This window comes from Streptomyces sp. NPDC045778 (genome assembly GCF_056431945.1).
The window spans coordinates 53876-80493 of record NZ_JBWKJZ010000038.1 but is presented as its reverse complement, the minus strand read 5'-3'; the positions used below and the strand labels follow the sequence as shown (position 1 = coordinate 80493).

The 26618-nt window shown below is 75.4% G+C and carries 8 protein-coding genes; all 8 read right to left on the bottom strand.

Annotated elements, in window-relative coordinates; translation table 11 throughout:
* Positions 1-113: 113 nt before the first annotated feature.
* Positions 114-494, bottom strand: a complete 381-nt coding sequence (locus AC07GB_RS34220) for a DUF3224 domain-containing protein (protein WP_478852424.1) — start codon at positions 492-494, stop codon at positions 114-116.
* Positions 495-667: 173 nt separating this feature from the next.
* On the bottom strand, positions 668-1432 hold the full coding sequence (locus AC07GB_RS34215; protein WP_478852422.1) for a thioesterase II family protein: 765 nt from the start codon (positions 1430-1432) through the stop codon (positions 668-670).
* A 121-nt stretch (positions 1433-1553) separates the two neighbouring features.
* Positions 1554-2807, bottom strand: a complete 1254-nt coding sequence (locus AC07GB_RS34210) for a beta-ketoacyl synthase N-terminal-like domain-containing protein (RefSeq protein WP_478852420.1) — start codon at positions 2805-2807, stop codon at positions 1554-1556.
* Positions 2804-3043, bottom strand: coding sequence for a phosphopantetheine-binding protein (locus AC07GB_RS34205; RefSeq protein WP_478852418.1), 240 nt, complete (start codon positions 3041-3043; stop codon positions 2804-2806). Before AC07GB_RS34205 ends, AC07GB_RS34210 begins: the two co-directional genes overlap by 4 nt.
* 23 nt (positions 3044-3066) lie before the next feature.
* Positions 3067-4287, bottom strand: coding sequence for a hydroxymethylglutaryl-CoA synthase family protein (locus AC07GB_RS34200; protein ID WP_478852416.1), 1221 nt, complete (start codon positions 4285-4287; stop codon positions 3067-3069).
* Between the two features lies 1 nt (position 4288).
* Positions 4289-4549 (bottom strand): acyl carrier protein, encoded by a 261-nt coding sequence (locus AC07GB_RS34195; protein ID WP_478852414.1) that lies wholly within the window; start codon positions 4547-4549, stop codon positions 4289-4291.
* Positions 4546-5451 carry an LnmK family bifunctional acyltransferase/decarboxylase gene (locus AC07GB_RS34190; protein WP_478852412.1) on the bottom strand — a complete coding sequence of 302 codons (906 nt, stop codon included), beginning with the start codon at positions 5449-5451 and terminating at the stop codon, positions 4546-4548. Before AC07GB_RS34190 ends, AC07GB_RS34195 begins: the two co-directional genes overlap by 4 nt.
* A complete protein-coding gene (locus tag AC07GB_RS34185) occupies positions 5448-26591 on the bottom strand; it encodes an SDR family NAD(P)-dependent oxidoreductase (RefSeq protein ID WP_478852410.1) in 21144 nt (7047 codons plus the stop codon). The genes AC07GB_RS34190 and AC07GB_RS34185 overlap by 4 nt, the downstream gene beginning before the upstream one ends.
* Between the last annotated feature and the right edge of the window lie 27 nt (positions 26592-26618).

The window sequence follows — 26618 nt, the reverse complement described above, 5'->3', positions numbered from 1 at the left end:
TCGTGCTTTGCTGACCGACGGCGGGGGGGGGGGGGGGGGAGAGCGGGGGGGGGGGGGGGGGGGGGGGGGGGGGCCCCCCCCCCCCCCACCCCCACCGTCGTTCCCCGGCCCGGTCAGGCCAGCGTGTACTCCAGCGTGTAATCGGCGTTCTGGTAGCCGCCCTTGCCGGACAGGCCTGCCAGTTCGCCGGAGCCGCTGCCCGGGACGACCTCCCAGGAGACCTCCACACCGGTCTCGGTGTACGTGCCGTGCGTCTGGAACACGAAGCTGCCGGTGCGGCCGCCCAGCGTGCCCTCGAAGCGCTGGGTGCCGACGAACCGGGTGCCGTCGCCCACGTAGACGAGCAGCCAGTCCGCCCGGCCGGTGCCCTCCAGGTCGCCGGTGAAGGCGGCCTGGCAGCGCGCGTTGGCCTGCTTGCTGTGGCCATCGCCCTCCGCGGTGACCTCCTCGACCCAGTCGGAGACGTCCAGCGTGCCCTTGGCGGTCGTGGTCATCGAGAACTCCCTCGGATGGTGGCAGGGTCCGCCCTGCCGGTGGATGAAGGACGGCGGGCCCGGAACCGGGCCCGCCGTGCGGAGGGCACAGGTCCCCCTGCCCGGCAGGGTCACACGGCCGGGAGTGCGGCACTGCCCAGGATTGAGCAGTCCCGCCCGGGGCCCGCAGGGGGTCAGCGCCCGGCCCGGGCGAGGTCCTGGCGGACGGCGTCGGACACCGCGTTCGCCTCGTCGCGCAGGTAGAAGTGCCCGCCGGAAAAGACCCGCAGGGTGAACTCCCCCGTCGTCTCGGCGTTCCAGGCGAGCAGTTCCGCGCTGTCCACCTCGGAGTCCTCCGTGCCCATGTAGGCGGCGACGGGGCAGCGCAGTACGGGCCCGGGGAGGGCCCGGTAGGACTCGTGCAGCTCGAAGTCGGCGCGCAGGGTCGGCAGCAGCATGTTCAGCAGCTGCTCCTGGCCCATCACCTCGGCCGGTGTGCCGCCAAGGTCGCCCATGGCGGCGAGGAACTCGGCGTCCGGCAGGCCCGAGAAGCTGCGCCGGTCGGTGGGCAGCCGGGGCGCCCGCCGGCCGGACACCACCAGCAGCTCGGGGCCGCGGCCAGGACCGGCCGAGAGGCGGCGGGCCACCTCGTAGGCCAGGATCGAGCCGAGGCTGTGCCCGAAGAAGGCGTACGGCCGGTCCAGGTACGGCTCCAGGGCCTCGCACAGCGGATCGAGCAGCTGCTCGATCCGGTAGTACGGCAGCTCGCGCACCCGTGACTCGCGGCCGGGCAGCACCACGGCCCGTACGTCGACGCGAGGGGCCAGGGCCAGGCGCCAGGGCCGGTAGGCGGCGGCTCCGCCCCCCGCGTGTGCGAAGCAGAACAGCCGGACGGCGTCCGGGTCCACGGCCACCCGGCTGTCACCGGCCAGCCAGCGGGTCTCGACCGCGGCGTGCATTCTCTGTCTCCCTGTCTTTCGTGTGCTGCTGTCGGTCTTGAGATCCTGAGTACTGGAGATCCTGAGGTCTTTCGGGCTTTCGGGCTTTCGGGCTTTCGGGCTTTCGGGCTTCAGGGGGCGCCTAACGGCTGAACACCACGCTGGTGTTGAAGCCGCCGAAGCCGAAGCCGTTCGACAGCGCGTGGTCGATCCGGGCCGGCACCGACTCGGTGGCCACGAGACGGCCGGCCGCGCCGATCGGCCGGCGCAGATTGGCGTTGCCGTGCACGAAGCCCTCGCGCAGCTGCACCAGGGTCGCCACGGCCTCGACCACCCCCGCGGCGCACAGGCAGTGCCCGATCAGCCCCTTGGTCGAGTTGATCCACGGGCCGTCGGGCTCCGCGCCGAACACGGTCCGCAGCGCGGTCAGTTCCACGTCGTCGCCGAGCGGCGAGCCGGTGCCGTGCGTGTTGACGTAGTCGATCCCGCGTGGTGTGAGCCCGGCGTGCCGGAGGGCCCGCCGCATCACGTCGACCTCGTCGTCCACGTGCGGGTCCGCCAGGCCGTTGCCGGACAGGCGCATCGCGTACCCGGCGAGCCGGGCCCACGGGGTGACGCCCCGGCGGGCCGCCGATTCTGCTGACTCCAGGACGAGGCAGGCGGCCCCCTGGCCGGGGACGAAGCCCTCGTGGTCGGCGTCGAAGGGGCGGCTGGAGTGCTCCGGCGCGCCCTGGCGGCGCCCGGCCATGGCCCCCAGGTTGTAGAACGCCTGCCGCTCCATGTCGGACAGGTCGGTGAGCGCGCCGAGCACCAGGCAGACGTCGGCCTCGCCGGCGGCGACGAGCCGGGCCGCGTTGATGACGGCGACGTTGCCGCTGGCCGACGCGCCGCCGACGGTGTACCCCTCGCCGGTCACGCCGAGGACCTGGCTCACCGTGCCGACGTGGTCGGTGTCCATGAACTGGAGCGGGTAGCGGGCCGGCAGGTGCACCGGGCTCTTGGTGTAGCGCTGCCGCGCGGCGTCCGCGAACCGGCCGCCCAGGTTGTGCCCGGCGACGACGAGCCCGATCCGGTCGCCGGGCACCGGCGTCCGGTGCAGCCCGGCGTGTTCCCAGCCTTCGAGCGCCACCGCCACCGAGGCCTGTACCGGCATCGGCGACCGGGCGGTGATCTTGATCGCGGACCGTCGCAGCGCCTCGGGCCGGGGCGCGAGCAGGCTCGGCAGGTCGAAGCCGGGCAGGTCGGCGGCGAGTCCGGGCCGCAGCTCGGGGTGGTTGTCGTCCACCGGGCGGACGCCGATGCCGGAGACGCCCGCGCGCAGCGCCCGGGCGAGTCCGGGGACGTCCGGGGCCGTGGCGCAGAGCACCCCGGCCCCGGTGACCACGACCCCGGTCACGGAAGGTGCCGGCGCAGCACCGCGGCCAGGGACCCGATGTCGTGGACGGCCAGCAGGTCCGTGACGGACAGGGTGAGGCCCAGGCTGTCCATGGTCGTGGTGACCACGTCGACCCGGTCGATGCTGTTGGCGCCGAGGTCGGACAGCGAGGCGTCCTCGGTCACCAGGGCGGGGTCTATCTCCGGAAGGACCTCCCGCACGCTGGCGCGGATCGCGGTCAGTACCGCATCGGTCATGGTGGTTGCCTCTTTCTGGCGGATCACCGCCACTCGTACATCCTGTGGTAGCCCTTGGTCCGGGTGTGGACCAGCAGCGGCCGGTCCCCGGGCAGGTACTCCTCGTACCGGTCGGCGTCGACGACCCGGTCCTCGGCCGGCACCAGGGTCCGGAGGCTCTCCGGCAGCAGCCGGACGTACTCCGCGAAGTCCAGCTCGCGCCGGCGGGCCAGCTGCCCGCCGATGTCCATGGCCAGGACGGCCTCCCTGCTGTCGGGTCCGGTCACCCCGCTGAAGAACTCGGCGGAGCAGCCGGAGCCGTAGGAGTAGAGGCCGATCCGGGCGGGGGCCGTCCCCGGGTCGGCGGCCAGCAGGCTGGCGAGGGCGAGGTAGACCGATCCCGAGCAGAGGTTGCCGACCTGCGCCGGGTAGGCGAGCGAGGGCCGCACCCGGCGCTCGAAGTCCTCCTGTGCCTCCTGGAGGGAGGCGCCCGACTCGCGCATCATCTTCCGGTGCGCCGCGAGCACGAGCCCGCTGAACGGGGTGTGCAGGGCCAGCCGGTCGAAGGTGCGGCGGAAGTCGGCTCCCTCCACCCGGAGCCGGTAGTCGGCGAAGCTGTTGCTCAGACAGTCCAGGTACGCGAACAGCGAGCGGTCGACGTCGGCGATGTCGAACTCGGGCGTGGGGCGGGCCGAGTCGAGCGTCTCGTAGCTGTAGAGCCCGAACGCGCCGAGGTCGAGGTCCAGGACGGTCGGCCGGTCGCTGAGCAGGACGGCGGCGGCGCCGTGTCCTGTGGCCGGCTCGGCGTACGCCGCGCGTTCGTCGACCAGGGCCACGTCGGTCGCGATGACCAGCGCCTTGGCCCCCGGTGACGCGCCCGAGGCGAGGTAGCCGGTGGCGAGCTGGAGGGCGCCGGTCGCCGCGTAGCACGCCTGCTTGACTTCGAGGAGGCGGCAGTTCCGGCTGAGGCCGAGGTGCTCGTGGACGTAGGAGGCGACGGACTTGCTCAGGTCGAGGCCCGACTCGGTGGAGGTGACCAGGACCTCGATCGCGTCCCGGTCGGCCGGGTCGAGCGCGTCGACGAGGGGTTTGGCGGCGTTGACGGCGTTGGTCACCGGGTCCTCGAAGGGCAGCCCGACCGAGCGGTTGTGCATGGCGAGGTTGTCCAGGCGGTCCGGTTCCAGCGCTCGGCCTGCGAACAGTGTCGCGACGGGGATCTGCGCGACCCCCGCGTACACGTTGAGCGCCTCGATGCCGTAGCCCATGTCAGCGCTCCTCCGCCGCGACCAGGTGGTCCACCAGGGCGTCGATGTCGGGGAGTTCGCCGAAGGCGGCCATGTCCTGGTCAAGGCCGAGCCGTTCGATGAGGCCGAGGATGATCTCGACCCGGTCGACGGAGTCCGCGCCGAGTTCCTTGAGGTGTTTGCCGCCGGTCGTGCCGTCCCAGGTGACGTCGGGCAGGATGCGGCCGACGACCTCTTGGACGACGGCGGTCATCCGGTCGCGGGCGGCGGTGGGTGTGGTCATTCTGGGATCTCCCCGTCTAGTTGGAGCGAGCACACGGCCAGCAGGCGGTCGGTGTCGCGGTCGCGCAGGACCACGTCGACGGCCTCGCCGCCGTCCCTGCGGTGCCAGTGCCGCAGTCGGACGGCCAGCGGGCGCCCCGCGTCGGCGTTGCCCAGGTAGCAGAGCTGCTGGTCGACCACGACCCGGTCGAGGAAGGACTGGTCGTCGCGGCCCAGGTCGCGCCAGAGGCGGAGCAGGGCACGGTCGACGATCGAGAAGTACGCGGCGAAGTAGAGCAGTCCGGCGCCGTTGAGGTCCCTGGACGGGTCGACCTCGTAGTCGATGTCCAGTTCGGTGACCAGGCGGTTCTCGTCCGCCTCGTGGTCGTGGAAGGTCAGCTCCCGGCGGGCCCGGCCGTAGGCGTGCCGGGGCGAGAACTCCTCGGGCAGCGTCGGCAGGTGCTCGTGCCGGAAGTCGGGCGGCGAGGCACGGACCAGGCCCGCGTTGGAGGGGCCGTCCCCGCGGGCGACCCAGCGGTTGAAGTTCTCCACGTACAGGCAGTCGGGGTCGGCGAAGGCGTAGAAGTCCTCCGGCTCCAGCGGTCCCGCCTCGTCCCCGGCCGAGCGGGCGATCCGGTGCAGGGTGAGCACCGACTCGCTGCCGAACCCGAACAGGCGCGTGGTGACCTGGAGTTCGTCGCCGAACGCGGGGGTGCGCAGGTGGAACCGGCGGCTGCCCCGCACCCGGTAGTAGTAGAAGGACAGGTAGGTGGGCTGTCCCGAGCCGTCCTTGGCCCGCAGGACGTCCGTGCCGCAGAGGTCGGTGACCGCGTCCCACGTCCAGTCGCCGATCAGGCCGGCGAACAGGGAGTTGTGTCCGCACATGCCCGGTCGGACCCGCTCGGTGCGTCGGAGGGTGCTCATGCCCGGCCTCCGGTCGTGTCGTGGGCGGCCAGGAAGGGCAGCAGCAGCCGGTGCACGGCCGCCGGGTGGGTGAGGCACGGGAAGTGTCCCGCCCCGCCGATCTCGGCGAACTCCGCCCGCGGGATCGCGCCGTGCAGCAGATGGACGGCCTTCGGCGGGATGACGGTGTCCTCGCTGCCCCGGATCACCAGGGTGGGTGCGGAGATCTCGGTCAGCCGGCCCGCGAGGTCGGGCTGCTGGGCGAAGACGTCCAGGTAGCTGAGGCCGATCTGCGGGTCCATGCTCTCGCAGCGGAGCAGGAGGTCCTCCAGGGGCGCCCGCCGTGCGGCGGGCAGGCCGGCCGCGGCCATGCGGTCGAAGTCCTCGGCGGCCACGGTCGCGAGGCGGTTGACCTCGCCCCGCCGGTTGCCGACCTTGTACGAGCTGCCGACCAGGGTCAGCGACGCGGTGCGGTCGGGGTGGCGCAGCGCGAAGGCCTGGGCCACCAGGCCGCCGAAGGACGAGCCGAGGAGATGCGCGGGGCCGTCCAGGCCAAGGCGGTCGAGGACGGTTCGGTACAGCTCCGCGATGCCCTCCAGCGTCAGGTCGCCGCGGGCCGTGGTGGCCCCGACGCCGGGGTGGTGCACGGTGACGAGCCGGAGACCGGTGGGCAGTTCGGCGAACTGCCGGGCGAACACCCCGGCGCCGACGTTGAACGGCGTCATCAGCAGCAGGACCGGGCCGGTGCCCGCGGTGAACACCTCGACGTCGCCGTCCGGCAGGTCGAGCAGCAGCCGCTCGGTGCCGGGCGCGTGCTCGGCGAGGACGGCCGCGTTGTCGTCGCGGGCCCGGTGGCCCTCGCGCATCGCGCCCTCGATGTCCTCGGGGAGCGCGGCGGCGGGGTGGAACCTCGGCGGCTCGCCCGCCGTGCCCGTGCCCTGGACCGGCAGGAGGTCCGGCGCCGGCGCGTCCGAGCGCCAGAGCGCGGCGAGCCGGGCGGCCGCCTCGGTGGCCCGCTCGACGCCGAAGCCCACCGGGACGGCGAACCGGATACGGCCCGCCTCCGCGAGGTGCGGCGCGCCGCGGACCCCGGTGCCCTGGTAGATCCAGGCGAGGCAGGACTCCACCGGCCGGGCCAGGCCGGCGAACCGCGGCATCCGGTCCACGTCCAGCAGGACGCAGTGTCCGCCGGCCGGTTCGGCGACCGGCAGCCCGGCCGCGCGCAGTCCGGTCCACAGCGCCCGGACGGCGGCGATCCGCTCCCGCACCAGCACGGCCGTCTCGTCCTGCTCGGCCAGGGCCCGGGCGAGCAGCCTGCGGGTGGCCAGGCCGACCTCGGCACCGCGCAGGGCGACGTGCTCGCGCAGCCGCTCGGTCAGCTGCGGCAGGCCGCTCGCCAACAGGCCGCCCGAGGCCACGCCGAAGTCCTTGGAGAGGCTGAGGGTGGCCGCGTCGGCCGTGCCGAGGAGTTCCTCGGCCGCCTTCCAGAGGTCGGCCCCCTGCCAGCCCTCCTCGCGCTCGACCACCGCCGCGGCGTTCTCCAGGACCCGGGTGGCGTCCAGGACCAGCGGGACGCCGTGCGCGTCCGCCGCCTCGCGGACCGCCCGCAGACCGGCCACCGACACCGGCAGGCCGCCGTCGGCGTTGCCGCTCAGCTCGACCGCGACGAACGACACGCCGCCGTCGGCGGCGGCGAGTCCGGCCCGCAGGGCGGTGACGTCGAGATCACCGGGGAAGCCGGGGGAGCCGGCCCCCGCGCGACCGATCCGCACCGGGGTGAAGCCCGTGTCGGCGAGGCTCAGCAGCCAGGTGAAGAAGAGTCCGTTGTGCAGGACGGTCCCGCGGGGGCCCGGCCAGGTGCGGCTGAGCAGCGCCTCGGCCGCGCGGCCCGACGGGGTCGGCAGCGCGTGGGCGAAGGGGAGCCAGCTGGGGAGGGTGAAGTCCGCGGGGGAGCGGTCACGGGCGATCCGCTCGTCGAGTTCGGTGCCACGGGCCCGCACCATCGGGTCGTCGAGTTCGGCCCAGGAGTCCGTCACCAGGTCGAACTCGACGTCGTCCGGGCGGAGCGCCAGGACGTGGTACCCCGCCTCTGCGAGCCGGGCGCCCCGGCCGCCCGCCGCGGCGGTGCCGCTGTCGGCGGCGGGCCGCGCGACCGGCGGGTTCGTACGAGCGGTGGGTGCCGGGCCGGGCGGCGTGGTGGCCGGGGGCGTCGGCCGTACGGAGTCCACCTCCGGGGCCGGACGCCTGAGCTGCCGCGGAGCGGCCGGAGCGGTGGCGCCGTCGTGCAGCTCGGGGACCGAGGCACCGAGGTCCGGGTTGGCGATCATCAGGATCACCTCGGAGACCGGGGTGGGCCGGTCCCCGGCCGGCTGGCACAGGTAGACCGGCAGGTTGACGGGCCGGAACTTGTTCTTGAACTGGAAGTTGCCCTCGCCGAACACCCCGATCGAGCGCAGCTCGGCGAGCCCCTGCTCGACCTCGGGGGCGGCGTTCGGCGACGAGGCCAGCTTGACGCCGAAGCTGGCGCCGAAGCTGAACAGCGTCAGGCCCTCGTCACGCAGCCGCTGGAGGATCTGCACGATGGCGTACTCCAGGCCGCCACGGGGCGCGTCGGCCGGGTAGAACTCCAGGTCGAGCAGGTAGCCGGGCTCGGACGGGATCTTGGTCACGATCACCGCGCTGGCCAGCTCGCCGTTCACCCGGGTCAGGAACATCCGGTGCCGGTCGGCGAGCCGGCCGCGGCCCAGCTCCTCCCGGACGACGGCCACGTAGGGGTTGACCATCTGCTTCTGCGCGCCCCACCGGACGATCATGTCGGTGATCTCGCGGTCGGTCGCGGCGTCGCTGCCGACGGTGTACTCGTCGGTGGAGACCCTGCCGGAGCGCTCGAAGCGGCCCACCAGGTTGCGCAGCCTGCTCATCCGGCCGCCGGCCAGCGAGAACCCGGTCAGGTCCTCCAGGCGCTGGACCGCGCCGAACGGTGTCGCGGTCAGCGGGGCGCCGCCCGCCTCGGTGAGCGGGAGCAGCGACAGGAAGTTCGGCCGCAGGCCGTGGCGCTCGGCGTAGGCCAGCCACTCGGCGGCCAGCGGGGTGAAGTCCTCCTCGGACCCCGCGTAGCTCCAGGCGAACAGGTGCTCGTCCCGCCGGGAGAAGTTGAAGTAGGCGCGCCGGGTCGAGCCGACGAACGCGAGCGGCGCGATGTCCCGTCCGGCGAGGCCGCCTTCCTTGGCGTGCTGCTCGTCGATCCCGGCCAGCAGCCGGGCCACCTCGGGGAGGGAGTCCAGGGCCCGCTTGCGCACGATCAGCGGCCGGGGGGCGGAGAGGTCCGGCGCCGGAACCGGCCCGGGCGCGGGCTCGGCCGCACCGAGCACGACGGCGCCCGACTCCGCGACCGGTCCGGCCGCGACCGCCTCGGCGAGCAGGGCGGCGGTGCGCTCCGGGCCGTAGCTGTCGACCAGGTGGGCGGCCAGCGCGGGCACCGTCGGCCGGTCGAAGAGCAGCGTCTTGCGCAGCGCGCCGAAGTGCCGTTCCAGCGCGCTGACGGTGCGCAGCATGTCGAAGGAGGAGAGCCCGTTGGCGGTGAAGTCCCGCTCCGGGTCGACCGGCCGGCCGACGCTCCGCTCGATCAGCAGGGCCAGCGCCTCCTCGGGCGGCAGGACCGCGCCGAGCGGCGCCGCCGCTGCGGGCTCGGAGGTGGCCGGGGTGGGCTCGGACGGGTCCGGCTCGGTCGTGGCGGGGGCCGTCCCCGCGTGGGCGCGGACGTACTCGGTGAGGAGGTCCACGGTGTCGTGCTCGTAGAGGTCGGCGGCCTGTAGCTCCACCCGGTAGGTGGCGCTCAGGCGTCGGGCGAGGTCCATCCGGAAGATGGAGTCCAGGCCGAGGTCGGCGAAGAGCTGACCGGGGGTCACGTCCGCCGGGTCGAGGCCGAGGATGTCGGCCACCTGGGTGGTGATCTCGCGGGCCACCTCCGCGCCGTCGACGGCGGCCGGCACGGGCGCGGCCGGGGCGGCGGTCGGGGCCGGGGCGACGGTCGGGGCCGGTACGACGGTCGGGGCCGGGGCCGGGGCGACGGTCGGGGCCGGGGCTGGATCGGCCGCGACGGGCTCCACCGCGATGGTGTCGGCCGTGGCGGGGACGCCGACCGGCGACAGGGCGATCTTGGCTATCCGGCGGCGGGTCTGCGCGGCTCCGCGCTCCCGGGGCTTGCTGGCCTGCTCGGCCACAACGGTCTCCTTGTTCTTCCTCGAATTCCTCGGCTGAGCGGACGGGGCGGACGCGGTGCCGCCGGGCCGGGACTCCCGGCCGTCGAACCAGTGGGCGCGACCGCCGAACGGCGCACCGGGGAGCGGGGTCCGACCGGGCTCGCGGCCCTGCCAGTGCTCCGCCCACGGCACCGACTCCCCCTGGACCCAGCGCGCGGCGAGTTCCGCCGGCGCGAGGCCGGTCGGGGCCTGCCCGGCGTCCGGTGCCGCCTCGCCGACCGGTCCTGCCGGGGCGTCACCGGTGAGCGAGCGCAGTGCCGCCACCGCCTCGGGGAGCGAGCCCGCGACCACCGCGGCACGGTGCCGGTACGGCGTGCGACCGGTCTGCAAGGTATAGGCGACCTGGGCGAGGGACGGCCGCGGCTCCCGTTCCAGCGCGTCCGCGAGGGCGGCGGCGTACTCCCGCAGCGCCGGCGCGGTCCGGGCCGCGAGCACCAGCAGCTGGGGCTCGTCGTCCGGGACTTGCGGGCGGTCGTACGAGGCCAGCACGACATGGGCGTTGGTGCCGCCGAAGCCGAACGAGCTGAGCCCGGCGATCCGCTCGCCGGTCCACGGCCGGGCCCGGTCGTTGACGAAGAACGGGGTGCCGTCGAGGCGCAGGTACGGGTTGGGGTCGGTGTAGTGGATGCTCGGGGGCAGGACGCCGTGCCGCAGGGCGAGCACCATCTTGAGCAGCCCCGCGATGCCGGCCGCGGCCTCCAGATGCCCGATGTTGGTCTTCACCGAGCCCAGCGCGATGTGCGGGTCCTCGGGGTCCGGCAGGCCGTGGTCCTCGTAGAGGGTCGCGAAGGCCTTCTTGAGTCCCTCGGCCTCGACCGGGTCGCCGAGGCGGGTGCCGGTGCCGTGCACCTCGATCGCGCTGACCGCGCGGGGGTCGACCCCGGCGTCCCGGTAGGCGCGCACCAGGACCTGTGCCTGTGCCTCCGGATTGGGTGCGGTCAGCGAGGAGGCGCGGCCCCCGTGGTTGACCGCGGCGGCGCGGACGACCGCGTAGACGTGGTCGCCGTCCGCCTCGGCCGCCGCGAGCGGCTTCAGGATCACCGCGCCGACGCCCTCACCTCGTACGTACCCGTCGGCGGAGCGGTCGAAGGTCTTGCAGGCGCCGTCCGGGCTGAGCATCCCGGACTGCTGGAAGGCAGTGAAGAGGCCCGGGCTCAGCAGGACGTTGACGCCGCCCACGACGGCGAGCGAGCAGTCGCCCGCAAGGAGCGCCCGCACCGCGCGGTGCAGCGCGACCAGGGAGCTGGAGCAGGCGGTGTCGACGGCCTCGCTCGGGCCGCGCAGGTCGAGGACGTGCGAGACCCGGTTGGCCAGGATCGAGTGCGCGATGCCGCTGGCGGTGTGCGCCTGCACCGGGGTGCCGTGCATCCGCAGCAGGTCGCCGTAGTCGGTGGTGGAGACGCCGACGAACAGTCCGGTGTCGCTCCCGGCGAGGGCGGCGGGCCGGTGTCCGCTGTCCTCGATCGCCCGCCACACGGCCTGGAGGAACAGCCGCTGCTGGGGGTCCATCAGGGCCGCCTCGGCGGGGGCGATCCGGAACAGCTCGGTGTCGAAGCCGCCCACGTCCGGCAGGAAGCCGCCGCGCAGCCCCGCGGTGTCGGGGTGCGCGTGCAGCTCCAGCCGGTCGGCCGGCGCGGGGCCGACCAGGTCGTCGCCCGCCACCAGGCGGTCCCAGAAGCCGGTCAGGTCGGCCGCGCCGGGCAGCGTGCCCGCGATGCCGATCACGGCGACGGCCTCCGCGGCCGGGGCGACGGTGTCGGCCGCGGGTGCCGGTGCGAGGGCAGGGGCCTCGTTCCTGGGCCCGGCCGGGGGCTCGGGCACCGCCGTCCCGGCGACGAGCTGCTCCCGGACCAGGTACTCGGCGAAGACCGCGAGGCTCGTGCACTCGAACAGCACCGTCGGCAGCAGGTCGAGCCCGTACGTCTCGTTGACCTGGTTGATCAGCTCGCTCAGCGAGATGGAGTCGAAGCCCGAGTCCATCAGGTCCTCGTCCAGCGCCACCTCCGCCTCGTCGACCAGCAGGAAGCCGGCCGCGAGGCGCCGCAGCACGTCCTGGACCTCGGGCAGGGTCGCGGCCGTGGTCCGGGCCGCCGGCGCCGGGCCGGACGGGGGTTCTGGGAGGGTCTCGACCGCAAGGAGCGAGGGCTCCCCCGCCGCCAGGGCGCGGCGCAGCACGTCGAGGGCCTTCCCGGTCGGCATCGGGGCCATCCGCCAGCGGCGGGCGAAGAGCGTGCGGGTGGCGTCGTCCACGGCCATCCCGCCCTCCGCCCAGAGCGGCCAGCCGATGGACACGGTGCGGCCGGAGCGCTCGCCGCGCCGGCGCCGCTCCTCGCGGTCCGCGGCGAAGGCGTCGAGGAAGGCGTTGGCGGCGGCGTAGTCCGCCTGGCCGGGGTTGCCGCTCTCCCCCACCACGGAGGAGCAGAGCACGAGGAAGTCGAGCTGGTGGTCCGCGGTCGCCGCGTCGAGCAGCCGGGTGCCGGTCACCTTGGGCGCGAGGACCTCGGCCGCCTCGGACCGGGTCTTGCGCACCGCGAGGGCGTCGCGGGTCACACCGGCCGCGTGGATGATGCCGCGCAGCCCGGTGCCGGCCTCGGCCACGAGTCGGCGTACGTCCTCGGCGGACGTGACGTCGGCCCGCAGGAAGGACGCGGTGGTGCCGCCCCGGTTCAGGGCGGCGATCCGGGCGGCGGCCTCCGGGCCCGGCTCGGAGCGGCCGGCCAGGACCAGCCGGACCGGTGCCTGGCCGGCGAGGAACTCGGCGAAGTGCAGGGCGAGGGCGCCGGCCCCGCCGGTGATCAGGTAGACGCCTCCCGGCCGCGCCTGCGGGCCGTCGGCGGGCGGCGGGGTGAACTCGGCGAGCCGTTTCACCAGCCGCTGTCCTGGCCGGTGCCGGACCTCCTGGTCGGTGCCCGCCAGCTCGGCAAGGAGCAGCCGGGCCCGGCTTGCGGGGTCCGTGCCCGGGGCGAACTCGGCCCGGGTGCCCGTGAAGCCGCTGTGCTCCAGGGCCAGGGTACGGATCGCGCCGGCCACGGCCACCTGCTCCGGATCGGCGGCGACATGGGTGTGGACCATGCGCAGCGCCGCCCCGGGCCGGTCCCGGAGCACCGCGGCCGAGGTCGCGAGGAAGCTGTGTACGTCACCGGTGTGGATGACCGCGTCGGGGTGGACGGCGGGCTCCTGACCCGGCTTCAGGGCGACGACGCGGGTCGGCGTGTCCGCGAGGGCGCGGGTGAGCGCGTCCGTGAGCGCCGCGTCGTCGGCCACCACGAGCAGCAGCCCCGGAAGCCGGCCGTCCGGCACGGCCGGAGCGCTCTCCCACACCGGCTTCCGGTAGACGGTCCGGGTGTCCGTGGCCTCGTCGGACGGGGATCCGGCCGCCGGGGTCCCGGCGGGCCGCGCGTCGACGGGCCGCGCCGGCGGGGTCGCGGCGGGGCGGGTGTCGGCCGGTTCCGGCAGCCAGTGCCGCGTCCGCTCGAACGGGTAGGTCGGCAGGGTGACCCGGCGGGGCCGGGGCCGGGGCCACCGCCCCACCCAGTCGACCGCGCCGCCGCGCACCCAGCGCACCGCCGGGTCGTCGTCCTCGGTGCCGCCGCCTCCCGGGGTGGCGGTGGCAAGGAGCACGCCGGGCGGAACCACGCCGTCCGCCACCTTCGCGAGCAGGCCCGCCAGTTCGGCGACGCCCGCTGCCCGGACGGCAAGGCGCTCGGTGAACTCGCGGCGACCCACCTGGCTGGTGAAGCACACCGCGGCGAGGTCCGCCCCGGCGTCGGCGCCGCCGAGCTGTCCGGCCACCAGGCCCGCGTACCGCAGCAGTTGCCCGCGGGTCCGCGCGGAGAGCAGGAACAGCTGCTCCCCGCAGGGCGTCGTCGGCAGCTCACGGGCGTCCGTGGCTTCCAGGTGTTCCTCCAGCACCAGATGCACGTTGGCCCCGCCGGCGCCGAAGGAGCTGATCCCGGCGCGGCGCGGCGCGCCGTCGGCGCTCGGCCAGTCGGTGAGCCCGGTGGGCAGGACGAAGCGGTCAGGGTCGAGCCCGATCTTCGGGTTGACCGTTTCCAGTCCTGCGACCGGGGTGATCCGGCCGTGCCGCAGCTGGAGCAGCACCTTCGTCAGCCCGGCGATGCCCGCGGCGCCCTCCAGGTGCCCGACGTTCGCCTTCACCGAGCCGACGGCGCAGCGCACGCCGCCCTCGGTGGCCGTGCCGAACGCGCGGCCGAGGGCGGAGAGTTCGATCGGGTCGCCCAGTACGGTGCCCGTGCCGTGGGCCTCGACGTAGCCGATCGTCCCCGGGTCGACGCCGGCCCGGCGGACCGCCTCGGAGATCAGTCGGGCCTGCGCGTTCGGGTTGGGCACGGTGTAACCGCCCGTCTTGCCGCCCGCGTTGGCAAGGCCCGCGCGGATGACGCCCCAGATCTCGTCGCCGTCCGCGACCGCCTCGCGCAGCGGCTTGAGCAGCACCGCGCCGACGCCCTCGCCCGGTACGAACCCGTCGGCCCGGGCGTCGAACACCTTGCAGTGCTCGTCCTCGGACAGCATGTTCATCGAGCAGAGCGACACGTGGTGGGCGGGGTGCAGGATCAGGTTGACGCCACCGGCGATGGCGGTGCGGCACTCGCCGCGCCGGATGCTCTCGCAGGCCAGATGGACGGCGAGGAGCGAGGAGGAGCAGGCGGAGTCCACCGCGAAGCTGGGGCCGTTCAGGTCCAGGACGTACGAGACCCGGTTGGCGATCGACCAGTACGCGGAGTGCGCGCCGGCCAGGCGTCCCTCGGCCCAGCCCGCGGCCGCGAGCTGGCCGTACGAGCCGTACATCGTCCCGACGAACACGCCGGTGTCACGCTCACGGGTGGTGTCGCCCAACTGGCCCGCCCGGTCGAGGAGGTCCCAGGCGGTCTCCAGGAAGAGCCGCTCCTGGGGGTCGATGTCGGCGGCGTCGCGCGGCAGGATGCCGAAGAACGACGGGTCGAACCGGTCGATGCCGTCCAGGAAGCCGCCCCACCGGCTGTAGGAGCGCTGGGCCGTTCCCTTGCGCGGGTCGAAGTGGGTGCGCCAGTCCCAGCGGTCGGCGGGCACCTCGGTGATGCCGCTGCGGCCCTCGGCCAGCAGCCGCCAGAAGGCGTCCACGTCCTGCGCGCCGGGGTAGCGGCCGGCGACGGCGATCACCGCGATGGGCTCGTCGTCGCGGGAGGTCCGCGCGGGGGCCGGGGCCGGTGCGGTCCGGGGCGCGGGCCGCGGTGGGGCCGGGCGGAGGGCCGCGAAGTGCTCGGGGTAGGTCCGCGCGAAGTGCGCGGCGAGGTCGGCGATGGTCAGGTGCTCGAACAGCAGGGTCGAGGGAAGCGTGCCGAGGTCGCGCTCGAAGCGGGCCAGGATGTCCAGGCTGACGAGGGAGTCGACGCCGTAGTTCTCGAAGGTCACCCCGTCGTCGAGGTCCGTCGCCGCGAAGCGCAGGACCTCCGCGAAGACACCGCGGACGTAGTCGCGCTCGGCCCGGCCGCTCCCGGCGTCGTCCCTGTCGTCGCCGGTCGCCGCGGTGGCGGTCACCACGCCGTCGGTCGTGCCGCCGGTGGCGGGGGCCGGGGCGGCGGGAGCGGCGGTGTGCGGGGCCGGAGCCCCGGCCACGGTGGTGACGAACAGGCACTGTTCCAGCTCGTCCGGGGCGGTGCCGTCGAACCCCCGCACCCGGACGGGGCCGAACCCGGTGCGCTCCAGCAGGGCACGCCAGTCCGCCGGTCCGAGCAGCGGCGCGTGCGGCAGCCGGTGTCCGGCGTCCTCGTAGCGCCACCAGCCCGGGGTGAGGCCGAAGGTGAGGGTGAGGAAGTGCGCGGCCCGGGTGACCTCGTTGACCAGCAGGCTGCCGCCGGGCGCGAGCAGGGCGCGGACGTGGCCGAGCGTCCGCTCCATCGCACGGGTGGCGTGCAGCACGTTGGTGGCGAGCACCAGGTCGGCGCCGTGCGGGGCGAAGCCCTGCGCCGCCGGGTCGCGTTCGATGTCCAGGAGCTGGAACCGTACGAACGGATACGTGTCGGCGAAGGCGTCCTCGCCGCGCCGCAGGAACGCCCCGGAGACGTCGGTGAAGCGGTAGTCCACAGGGACGCCGGACGCCGCGAGGGCGCGGAGCACGAAGGCGCTGCTCGCTCCCGTGCCGGCGCCGATCTCGACCACCTGGACGGGCCGCCCGGTCTCGCGGTGGGTCCTGGTCACCGCCGCGACGGCCTCGTCGGCCAGCAGGCGGTGGTAGAAGTCCGCGGAGGCCTGGCCCCGGTAGACCCGCTCGACCAGGTCGACGGAGCCGCCGGGGAAGAGCACCTCGGTCGGCGACACCCGGCCGGCCAGCACGTCCGGTACGGCGTCGACGCAGCGCCGCAGCAGCCGCAGGTGCGGGGCGAGGTCGGGGTGGGTGGCGTCCAGGGCCCCGTCCGGCTCCGGCAGGCCGTCGACGGCGTGGATCCGGGTGCCGGAGCGGGTGATCCGGCCGGCCGACGCCAGCAGGTCGAGCAGCGCGTCGAACAGCCGCCGCTGGGCCGGCCGCACCTCGAGGCGCGCGGCCAGCCGCTCGACGTCCCCTTCGAGCGGTCCTGCCTGGCGCAGGCGGTGGTCCAGCAGAGCCGGAGCCAGCCGTTCCAGGGCCGCGAACGCCTCACGGGAGCGGCTGACTTCGTCGTCCTGCTCGGGTGCGGGGGCGGCCGTGGCGGCGCCGAGGCGTGCCAGGCCGTCAGCCGTCGCCCTGATCACCAGGGCCTGCGGGAGCGCGTTGCGCAGGATCGCGTCGAGCGCGGCCAGGCCCTCCTCCGGGGCGATCGAGCCGACGCCGAAGCCCGCGAGACGGCGGGCATACCGCTGGTCGGCGACGGCTCCGACACTGCCCCAGTAGCCCCAGTTGACGACCGTCACCGGGAACCGGCAGCGGCGGCGCAGCTCCGCGGCGTAGGCGTCCTCGAAGGTGCTCGCCGCGGCGTAGTTGCCCTGGCCCGCCGAGTCGGTGAAGGCGACGGCCGACGAGAAGAACGCCACGAAGTCCGGCCGCTCGGTGGCCAGGGCCTCGCCGAACCCGACGGCGCCGGCCACCTTGGGCGCGAGCACCTCGGCCAGACCGGCCTCGTCCATCCGGGCGAGGGTGCGGTCGCCGAGCACCATGGCGGTGTGGAAGGCCCCGTGCAGGGCGCCGAAGGCCCGTCGCCCCGCGCCGACCGCGGCACGCAGCGCCGCCGGGTCGGTGGCGTCGGCCCGCAGGTAACGGGCGCGGCCGCCGAGCCGCTCGACCTCGGCCAGGAGCCCGGTCACGCCCGCGTCCTCGGCGCGCCGGCCGAGGATCGTCAGCCGGGCGCCGGCCGTCCGGGCCAGGTGGCGGGCGATCTCCCGGCCGATGCCGCCGGTGCCTCCCAGGATCAGGTAGTGGCCGCCCCGCCGGTACGGGTGTCCGGTTTCGGGCAGCGGTGCCGGGGCGAGGGTACGCACGAGGCGGCGTCCTCCGCGCAGCGCCACCAGTCGCTCGGTGGTGGGCTCCCGGCTCAGCAGTGCGGCGAGTTCGGTGGCCGTGCGCGGCTCGGTGCCGACGTCGATACAGCCGACCGTCCACGCCGGGTACTCGGCCGCGGCGGAGCGGGTGAGACCGAGCACACCGGCGGCGTGGGGGCGGACGGGTCCGTGGCCGGTGTCGACGCCCCCGGCCAGGACCACCTTGAGGGTCAGCGGCCGGGCCGCTCCGCCGGCGACCAGCGTCCGCAAGGCGCCGAAGAGTTCGCGCACCGCCGGGTCGTGCTCGGGCCGGCCGCCGCGGTAAGGCTCGCAGGCGAGGAAGTAGACGACGTCCGGGACGGCGTCGTGCGGGTCGAGGTGGGTGACGGCCTCGGCCCGGTCACCGGCGGCCCGGTGCGTGGCGACCAGCGCGGCCGCCGTGGCGGCGGTGCCCGCGCGGTGGACGATCCGGACGATGCGGCCACCGTCGGCAGGGGCGTCGGGCGCGGCGGGGACCCGCGCGGCCTCGCTCCAGCGCGGCACGTGGACGAGGGCCCCGATGTCGGTGGCCGGTGCGGTGCGGGCCGGGGCGGGCGCGGCCTTGACCGCGCGCAGGGCCAGACCCGTGAAGCGGGCGGTCACCCGCCCGTCGCCGTCGGCGAGGCGGACGGTGCAGCCGCCGTCCTCGCGGCGCACGTGGACGTATCCGGTCGCCGGGACCGGCCCGTACACCTCCAGCTCCGCGAGCGCGAAGGGCACCTGCGGCCCCGCGTCCGCCGAGCGGTCCGCCGGGTCTCCTGAGGCGAGCACCGCGACGGCCTGGAGGGCGGCGTCGAGCGGCACCGGGTGCAGCGGACGGCCGGTCAGTTCGGCGGCCCGGGACGCCGGCACCGCAAGCACGGCGAGCGCCTCGTCGGTGCCGTACCGGACCTCGGCCAGGGCTTGGAAGGACGGACCGTAGGCGATGCCCGCGCCGGCGAAGGCCTCGTAGAGACCGGCACCGGACAGGTACTCCGGGCAGCGCTCGGTGATGGCCGCCACGTCGAGTTCTTCGGCCCGGTCCTGGGGCGCCGCGCTGAGGCGGCCCCGGGCGTGGACGGCGCCGCCCGGGGCGTCCGTCACGGTGAACCGGTCTCCGTTCAGGGTCACCTCGGGGAGGCGACGGTCCGTCAGGTCGACCGGGCGCAGCCACTGGAGTCCGGCCACGCGCAGGGGCGCGATGGCCCCGGCGGCCCGGGCGGCGAGTTCGACCACGGCCACGCCGGGCAGCAGCGGCGTACCGCCGACCAGATGGTCGGCGGCCAGCCAGGCCACCGGGTCGGCCGGCTCGGCGGAGGCCGGGGCAGCGGTCGGGGCAGCGTCCGGGGCAGCGGTCGGCGCCGGTGCGGACGAGCCGGGGGCGGCGGCCGACGCGACCCAGCAGGAGCGCTCGTCGAAGCGGGGCCCCGGCAGCGGGACGCGGCGCCCGCCGTACGGCTTGACCACCGCGGCCCAGTCGACGTCCGCGCCGGCCAGGTAGCGGCGCGCGACGTCCTCGGCGGTGCCCGTGCCCGGGCGGCGCGGGTGGCCGGCCGACTCGGCGCGCAGCTGGCCGAGCAGGTCGTCCAGGTCGCCGGTGACGAACGCGGCGCGCACGCCGTCGTGGGAGCGTCCGACGGCCAGGGTGGTGGCCACGTCGGCCAGGCCGGGCCGGTCGGCGGTCAGCCGCTCGGCGAGGTCCTCCAGGGTCCGGGCCAGGGCCGGGCGGCTCCGGGCGGAGACCGGCACCACCAGCTGGCCGGCGGCACCCGCCGCGTCGGCCGTGTCGTCCCCGCGCGGCGGCTCGGCGACCACCAGGTGGGCGTTGGTGCCGCTGAACCCGAAGCTGCTGACGGCGCCGATCAGTTCGCCGGACGCGCCCGGCTGCCAGGGGGTGAGCGCGGTCACCGGCCGCAGCCGGCTCCGGTCGAAGTCGATGTTCGGGTTGGCCTCGGCGTAGTGGAGGGACGGCGGGAGCGCGCGGTGCTTCAGGGCCAGCAGCACCTTGATCAGTCCGGCGACGCCGGCCGCCATGGTGGTGTGGCCGATGTTGCCCTTCACCGAGCCCAGGCCGCAGGAGCCGGTCCCGGCCGCGCTGTTGCCGAACACCTGGTCCAGGGCCTTGACCTCGATGGGGTCCCCGAGCGGGGTGCCGGTGCCGTGGGCCTCGATGTAGGTCACGTCCTCCGGCCGGACCCGCGCCTGGCGCTGCACCCGCTCGATCAGGGCGGCCTGGCCGGTGGCGCTGGGCGCGGTGAGGCCGTTGGTCCGCCCGTCGCCGTTGACCCCGCTGCCGCGGATGACCCCGTGGATGTGGTCGCCGTCGGCGAGCGCCCGGTCGAGGCGCTTGAGCAGGACGGCCCCCACGCCCTCGCCCAGGACGATGCCGTCGGCCGACGCGTCGAACGGGGCACTGCGCCCGGTCGGCGAGAGCATGCCGGTCTTGCTGGTCAGCACGTGCATCCGGGGGGTGATCATCAGGGCGACCCCGCCCGCGAGCGCGGCGTCGCACTCGCCCGAGCGGATGCTCTCGCAGGCCAGGTGGACGGCGACCAGCGAGGAGGAGCAGGCGGTGTCGATCGCCAGGGTCGGCCCGGTCAGGTCCAGGTGGTAGGCGATCCGGGCGGCGAGGACGGCGGCCGAGTTGCCGAGGAAGGCGTGGGCGGTCTCGCTCTCGTCGGTGGTCCGGAGCAGGTCCAGGTACTCGCCGGTGGCGCAGCCGACGAAGACGCCCCAGCGGCGTGCGGCCGGGGTGTCCTTGCGGTAGCCGGCGTCCTCGACGCACTTCCACGCGGTCTGGAGGAACAGCCGCTGCTGCGGGTCGGTGGCGTCCGCCTCCAGCGGGGACATCCGGAAGAACTGCGGGTCGAACGCGTCGATGTCGTCGAGCAGCGCCGCCCACTTGCTGTAGGTGCGGCCGACGGCCTTGCGGTCCGGGTCGTAGAACTCCGCCGGGTCCCAGCGCTCGGCGGGGACCTCGCGGACGCTGTCGTGGCCGTTCGCGAGGTTCGACCAGAACGCGGCGAGGTCGGGCGCGTCCGGGAAGCGGCCGGCCATGCCGATGACCGCGATGTCCGCGCCTGCGCCTGCGGCGGGCGTGGTGGCCGCGGCGGTGGCGTGCGGGGCGCTGTCCTCCAGCTCTACGACGGGCTCGGCGCGGGGCGGGGCCGAGGGCTCGGCGGCGGTGAGCGGGCTCAGCGACACCGTCCCGGGGGCGGGTGTGGCCGCGGGCGCCGAGGGGGGCGTGAGCGCGGGGAGCGTCACCCCGACCGTGCCGGCGGGAGCGGGCGTAGGCACGGCGGCGACCGGCGCCGGGGCCGCGGGGGCGGCGAGCGCGGACAGCGTCACCCCGCCCGTGCCGACGGGAGCAGGCGTAGGCACGGCGGCGACCGGCGCCGGGGCCGCGACCTGGACCGGCCGGGGAGCAGGATCGGGCGCCGGCTCCTGGGCGAGCGGAGCCGCAGGCGTCGGCTCCTGGGCGAGCGGGGCGGCGGCCGCGGCCAGCAGGCTGCGGTCACGGGCGATCACCTCGCCCACGTACGCCACCAGTCGGGGCACCGTCGGATGGTCGTAGACGGCGACCGAGTCGATGTCCAGGCCGAACTTCTCGTTGAGGGAACGGACCAGCTCCACCGCGCCGATCGAGTCGAGCCCCATCTCGTTGAAACTCAGCGCGGAGTCGATCTCCGCGCGCCCCAGATAGAGGCTTTCGCAGAGCACGTCCTCCACGACCCGAGTGATCCGTGCGGTGTCCGGCGCGGGCACCGTCGGCTCCGCCGGAGGCAGCGTGACCACCGGGGCCGGGGCGGTCGCCGGGGCCGGGGCGGCGGCGGTCGCCGGGGCCGTCGGCTCCGTCGTGCCGGACCGGAACCGTTCGACCTTCCGGAAATGCTCCTGGATCCGGTCGACCGACCCCTCCCCGAACACGCGGTCGTGCATGGCCGACTCCCGCTCGATCGCCGGGGCGAGCCGGGCAAGGGCCCGGTCCGCCAGGTCCTGCTTGAGCACTCGTACGGCCTGGACCGGCTTCTCCGCGATCGAGCGGGCGAGGCCGAGCGCGGTCGCGAGCACCTCGGAGCGGTCGGCGAACAGCACACCGGCACCGCGCCGTTCCAGCTCCTCGCCCCGGTACGGACGGCCGGTGTACATCAGCTCGGCCGCCAGCACCCGGCCCAGCCGCTCGTCGAGGACCTGGGTCGCGCCCATCCCCGGCGTGAACCCGTAGGTGAGGAAGTTGGCGCTGTACAGGCCCTCACGGCTCATCACCACCAGGTCGGCGTGCAGACCGAAGGCAAGCCCGCCGCCGGAGGCGTGGCCGCGGATCGCCGCGACCACGGGGCGGGTACAGCGCGCGAGGCCCTCGTAGACGAACGGCACGTCGGTGAACCGGCTGTGGCCGCCGGCCAGCGTCTCCAGCCCCTCGGGGGTGGCTCCCATGCTGAAGACCGTCTCGGTGCCGGTCAGCACCACGGCCCGGACGGCGTCGTCCTGCTCGATCCGTGCGAAGGCGTCCCGCAGGCCGCGCATCACCGCGTCGGTGAACATGTTGCCGCCGCGCTCGCGCAGGCTGACCAGGGCGATGCCGGCGTCGAGCACGCGGTACTCGACCACGTCGCCCGGGGCCGCCCCGGGCGAGTCCGCGGCGTCCACGGCCGGGTCGAGGCCGGCTCCTGCGGGCGCGGCGGGCCCGGCGGGCGGTGCCGTGACCAGCGGGCCCTGCTCACCGGCCCGCCACCGGCCCACCCAGAACGGTTCCTCCTGGAACGGGTAGCCCGGCATCGGCCTGCGCCGGGCGGTGCCCGCCGGGTGGCAGTCGGCCCACGCGACGTCCCCGCCGCCGGCCCAGTGGGCCGCGACCTCACGGAGCCGCCCGGCCCGGAAGGCGTCGACGGCGTCCAGGCCTGTGGTGACCGGCTCACTCGCCCACCAGGCGTCCGGCCCGCACTCCCGGCCGTCCACGTACCGCCGCAGCGCGGCCCGCAGGCCGGTCAGATCGGTGGCGACGACCGCCAGGCGGTGGGCCATCGGGGTCCGGCCGACCTGGGAGGTGAAGCAGAGGTCGGTGAGCAGGTACCGGTCCGCGCCGCCGCCCGCGGCGGCCAGGTCGGCGACGGTGCTGTCGGGTCCCGGCGCGGTGCCCGTCGCCTCCGCGAGTTCGCGCAGCCCGAGGACGTCGAAACCGAGGTCCGCAAGGGGTTCGTCGAGTCCGATCGCGGCGGTGGGGACGCCGAGCACGTCGGCGGCCCGGGCGGCGATCCAGGCGGCCGGGCGGCCGGCCCCGTCCAGGAACTCCAGCAGCCGGACGGCGTACGCGCGCAGTTCCGGCGCTTTCCGTGCGGACAGCACGAACAGGCCCTCGGTGGCCGGCTCCGACGTACGCGGCACGATGTGGCTCTCCTCCTCGACCAGGACATGGGCGTTGGCGCCGCCGGCGCCGAAGGCGCTGATCCCGGCCCGGCGGGGGATGTCCCCGGCCGGCCAGGGGCCGTGCTCCTGCTGCACCCGGAACGGGGAGCCGGTGAAGTCGATGTGCGGGTTGGCGCGGGCGGAGTGCAGCGAGGGGACCAGTTCGCCGTGCCGGAACTGCAACAGGACCTTGGTCAGTCCCGCGATGCCCGCCGCGCTCTCCAGGTGCCCGATGTTGGACTTGACCGAGCCGATCGCCACCGAGCCCTCGGCCGCCCCCGACCGGGCGAAGGCCCGGCGCAGCCCCTCGATCTCGATCGGGTCGCCGAGCGAGGTTCCGGTGCCGTGTGCCTCGACGTAGCCGACCGTGGCCGGGTCCCAGCCCGCCAGGTCCAGGGCCGCGCCGACGACCTCGGCCTGGGCTGCCGGGCTCGGCACGGTGAAGCCGCTGGTCTGGCCGGTGTGGTTGAGGACCGTGGCACGGATGACACCGTGGATGTGGTCGCCGTCGGCGCGCGCCCGGTCGAGCCGCTTGAGCACCACCAGGCCGACGCCCTCGCCCGGCACATAGCCACTGCCGTCCTCCCCGAAGCTGCGGCACCGGCCGTCGGCGGAGAGGAACTGCCCCTGGGCCAGCTGGAGGTACTTCTGCGGGTGGATCGAGACGTTGACCCCGCCCGCCAGGGCGAGTGCGCACTCGCCGCGCCGCACGCTCTCGCAGGCGAGGTGCAGGGCGGTCAGCGAGGAGGAGCAGGCCGTGTCCACGGCCAGGCTGGGGCCGTGCAGATCGAGCGTGTAGGAGACGCGGTTCGCCACGGAGGCGTGCATGGCGGTCGGCGCGACGCCGCCGGCCTGCTCGGCGAACAGCTGGTAGTGGTTCCACATCACGCCGACGAACACGCCGGTGCCCCGGGTGTCCGGGTGCCGGGCGGGGTAGCCGGCGTCCTCCAGCGCGTGCCAGCTCGCGGTCAGGAACAGCCGCTCCTGCGGGTCCATCCGCTCGGCGTCCTTGCGGGAGATCCCGAAGAAGGCCGGGTGAAAGCCGTCGACGCCGTCGAGGAAGCCGCCCCAGCGGCTGTAGGTGCGGCCCTCGGCGCCCTTGTCCGCCGAGAAGTACCGCTCGTGGTCCCAGCGGTCGGCCGGGACCTCCACGACGCTGTCGATCCCGGAGGCCAGGTGGCGCCAGAAGGTGTCCAGGTCGGGCGCGCCGGGGTAGCGCCCGGCGAGACCGATGATCGCGACAGCTCCGGCGTCGGCGTCCGGCGCGGCGTCGGCAGCGGCAGCCGTCGTGCGTGCCGTCCCCGGGGCCACGGCCGCCGGGGCGAGGTCCGGTCCGGCGGCGGGCAGCAGCCGCGGGACACGGTCGGCGGCGCCGTGCAGGACCGCCAGGCAGGCCGGTCCTGCGGCCGTCGCCGCGGCCAGGACGTCCAGGCCGTCGGCGGTGGGCAGCGGCAGCATCCCGGTCCGCTCGGCGGACTCCCGTACGGCGGCCGCCGGTGGCCTCATGCCGCCTTCCGCCCACAGCGGCCAGGCCACCGCGAGGCTGCGGCCGGGGCGCTGCGCGGCGCGTCGGCGGGCGAACTCCAGCTGGAAGGCGTTGGCGTACGCGTAGTCCGCCTGGCCCCGGTTGGCCAGGACGGCGGACAGCGAGGAGAACAGCACGAAGAGAGCCGGGCCGTCCTCGGCCGTGGCCTCGTCGAGGTGCACGGTGCCGTCGACCTTGGCGGCGCACACGTGCGCGAGGTCGGCGGCGTCCTTGCGGAAGAAGAGACCGTCGCGGACGGTTCCCGCGCAGTGCAGGACTCCGTCGATCCGGCCGTGGGCCTCCCTCGCGGCGGCCGCGGCGGCCTGTGCGCCCGCGCGGGTCGAGACGTCGGCGCGTACGTAGCGGACCTCGCCGCCCAGGCTCCGCCAGGCGGACATCCGTTCCTCGAGATCCGTGCCGGCCGGCCGGCGGCCCACCAGGACGAGGCGTGCCCGGTGACGGGTCACCAGGTGGTCGGCGACCAGCGTGGCCAGGCCGCCCGCGCCGCCGGTGACCAGGTAGACGCCGCCGTCGGTGAAGCCGCTGCCGGCCGGGAGCGGGCCCGCCTCGGTCCAGCGGCGCACCTCGCGACGGCCTGAGCGGTACCGCACCCAGGACTCGGGGGCGGCCGCCGCGACCGGAGGCGTCGGGTCGGCCGAGAGGTCCGCCACCTCGGTGAGCAGGGCTTCGGCCACCGGGCCTTCGGTCTCAAGGAGTCGGCAGCGCAGCCAGGACGCCTCGGAGCCGATGGTGCCGGCGAGCGCCGCCAGCGCGGCGTGCTCGGGCGTACCGGGGGCGTCGGTGGTGATCAGCAGCGGGACGGCACCGGCCTTCCGGCGCTGTGCCAGGGCCCCGGCGACGGCCCAGAGTTCGGGGGCCGGGCCGGCCTGGGCGTGCAGGACGTAACCGGCGGGATCGACGCCGTCGCCGTCGAGCGCGGTGAGCAGCCGGTCGACCTGCGCGCGGTCGGTGAGGTCGAGCCGGTACGCGTCGGGGCCGGTCCGGCCGAAGCCCTCGGCGCGCTCGACGCCCACGACTCGTCGGGCGCCGCTGCGCAGGCCCTCCAGCAGGCCCGGAGGGGCCCCGAGCACGACCAGCGCGCCGATCTCGCCGGCCCGCGGCAGCGGCGCTGCCACCCAGCGCTCGGCCCGGCAGACGGTGACCGCGTCGGCCGCGTCGAATACGTCGGATACACCGGATACGCCGGATACGCCGGATACATCAGCCGCATCGGATACTTCGGCCACGTCGGGCGGCGTGTCGCCCGGCGGGGCACCGTCACCCGTCGGAACCTCGGCACGGGCACCGGCCGCCAGCGCCTCGGGGTAGGTGTCGGCCAAGTGGCGGGCCAGCGTGGCGATCGAGCCGTACTCGAACAGCAGCGTCGGGTAGAGCGTGGCCCCGACCACGGCTTCGAGCCGCTCCCCCATCCGCAGCAGGGCCAGGGAGTCCAGGCCGAGGTCGTAGAAGCCCGCGTCGGCGGGGACGTCGGCCGGCCGGCGGTCGAGTTCCCGTGCGACCAGCTCCGTCAGGCGGGCCGTGGCCGTGGCCAGCGGGGTGTGCCCGGGCTCCTCCTCGGCCGGGGCGGCGGCCGGGGCAGGCGCGGCGGCCGGGGCGGCGGCCGGATCCGGTCCGTCGTCGAGCAGCCGGGTGATGAGTTCGGGATGCCGGATGCGCTTGCACGACATGTCCCGGAACTCGGCGAGGAGCCGGCCCTCGGGATCGCGCAGGGTGTAGTCGTTGCGGACCAGGTCCCCGGAGGGCGAGGCCTGTTCCGGCCGCGCCACGTGGACGAGGAAGCGCTCGCCGACGGCTTCCGGCGCGCGGAACCAGCCGATGTGGAAGGGGATGAAGGGCTCCGCCCCCACTTCCTCGTTCTGGCCGAACGCCACCAGCGTGGAGGCGTCCGCCTTGCCGGGGTGGAAGTGGAAGCCGGCCTCGTGCCCGGCCCCGGAGGGGTCGAGGCGCAGCTCGGCGAGCAGGCCGGAACCGTCGAGGCGGACCAGCCGCCCCAGGCAGGTCATCGGGCCGCCGTGGTGGATGCCCTCGCGCCGGGTGCGGGCGTACAGGGTGTCCATGTCCGTCTCGCCCCGGGCCGCCGCGCCCAGGGCCGGCACGTCGAGCGGTGGGGCCAAGGGCTCGTCGGTCTCGACCAGTTCGGCGCGGGCGTTCTCGCGCCAGGGGGCGTCCGGCCCGGCCTCCCGCAGCCACCGGCTCTCCACCCGCACCTGGCGGGCCTGCCCGGCGGGCGCGGCGGCCACGGTGACCCGCAGCTCGCGCTCCCTGCCCTCGCCGGTGACCACCGGCTCCGCGAACAGCACGTCGCGCAGCGCGACCCTGCGGTGGTCGAGGCCCTGGGCGATCAGGACCCGGTACACCAGGTCGAGGAACGTCACCCCCGGCATCACCGAGACGCCGTGGACCAGATGGTTGGCCATGACGAAATCGGTGTGGGTCAACCGGATACGACAGTCGATCTCTTGGTCCTGCGCGGCCATGACGCCCCTCCCCCTCCTGCGGATGCT

Coding starts and splice junctions, on each gene's coding strand:
- AC07GB_RS34185 (WP_478852410.1), bottom strand. CDS start 26,591: ATGGCCGCGCAGGACCAAGAGATCGACTGTCGTATCCGGTTGACCCAC.
- AC07GB_RS34190 (WP_478852412.1), bottom strand. CDS start 5,451: ATGAGCACCCTCCGACGCACCGAGCGGGTCCGACCGGGCATGTGCGGA.
- AC07GB_RS34215 (WP_478852422.1), bottom strand. CDS start 1,432: ATGCACGCCGCGGTCGAGACCCGCTGGCTGGCCGGTGACAGCCGGGTG.
- AC07GB_RS34205 (WP_478852418.1), bottom strand. CDS start 3,043: ATGACCGATGCGGTACTGACCGCGATCCGCGCCAGCGTGCGGGAGGTC.
- AC07GB_RS34195 (WP_478852414.1), bottom strand. CDS start 4,549: ATGACCACACCCACCGCCGCCCGCGACCGGATGACCGCCGTCGTCCAA.
- AC07GB_RS34200 (WP_478852416.1), bottom strand. CDS start 4,287: ATGGGCTACGGCATCGAGGCGCTCAACGTGTACGCGGGGGTCGCGCAG.
- AC07GB_RS34220 (WP_478852424.1), bottom strand. CDS start 494: ATGACCACGACCGCCAAGGGCACGCTGGACGTCTCCGACTGGGTCGAG.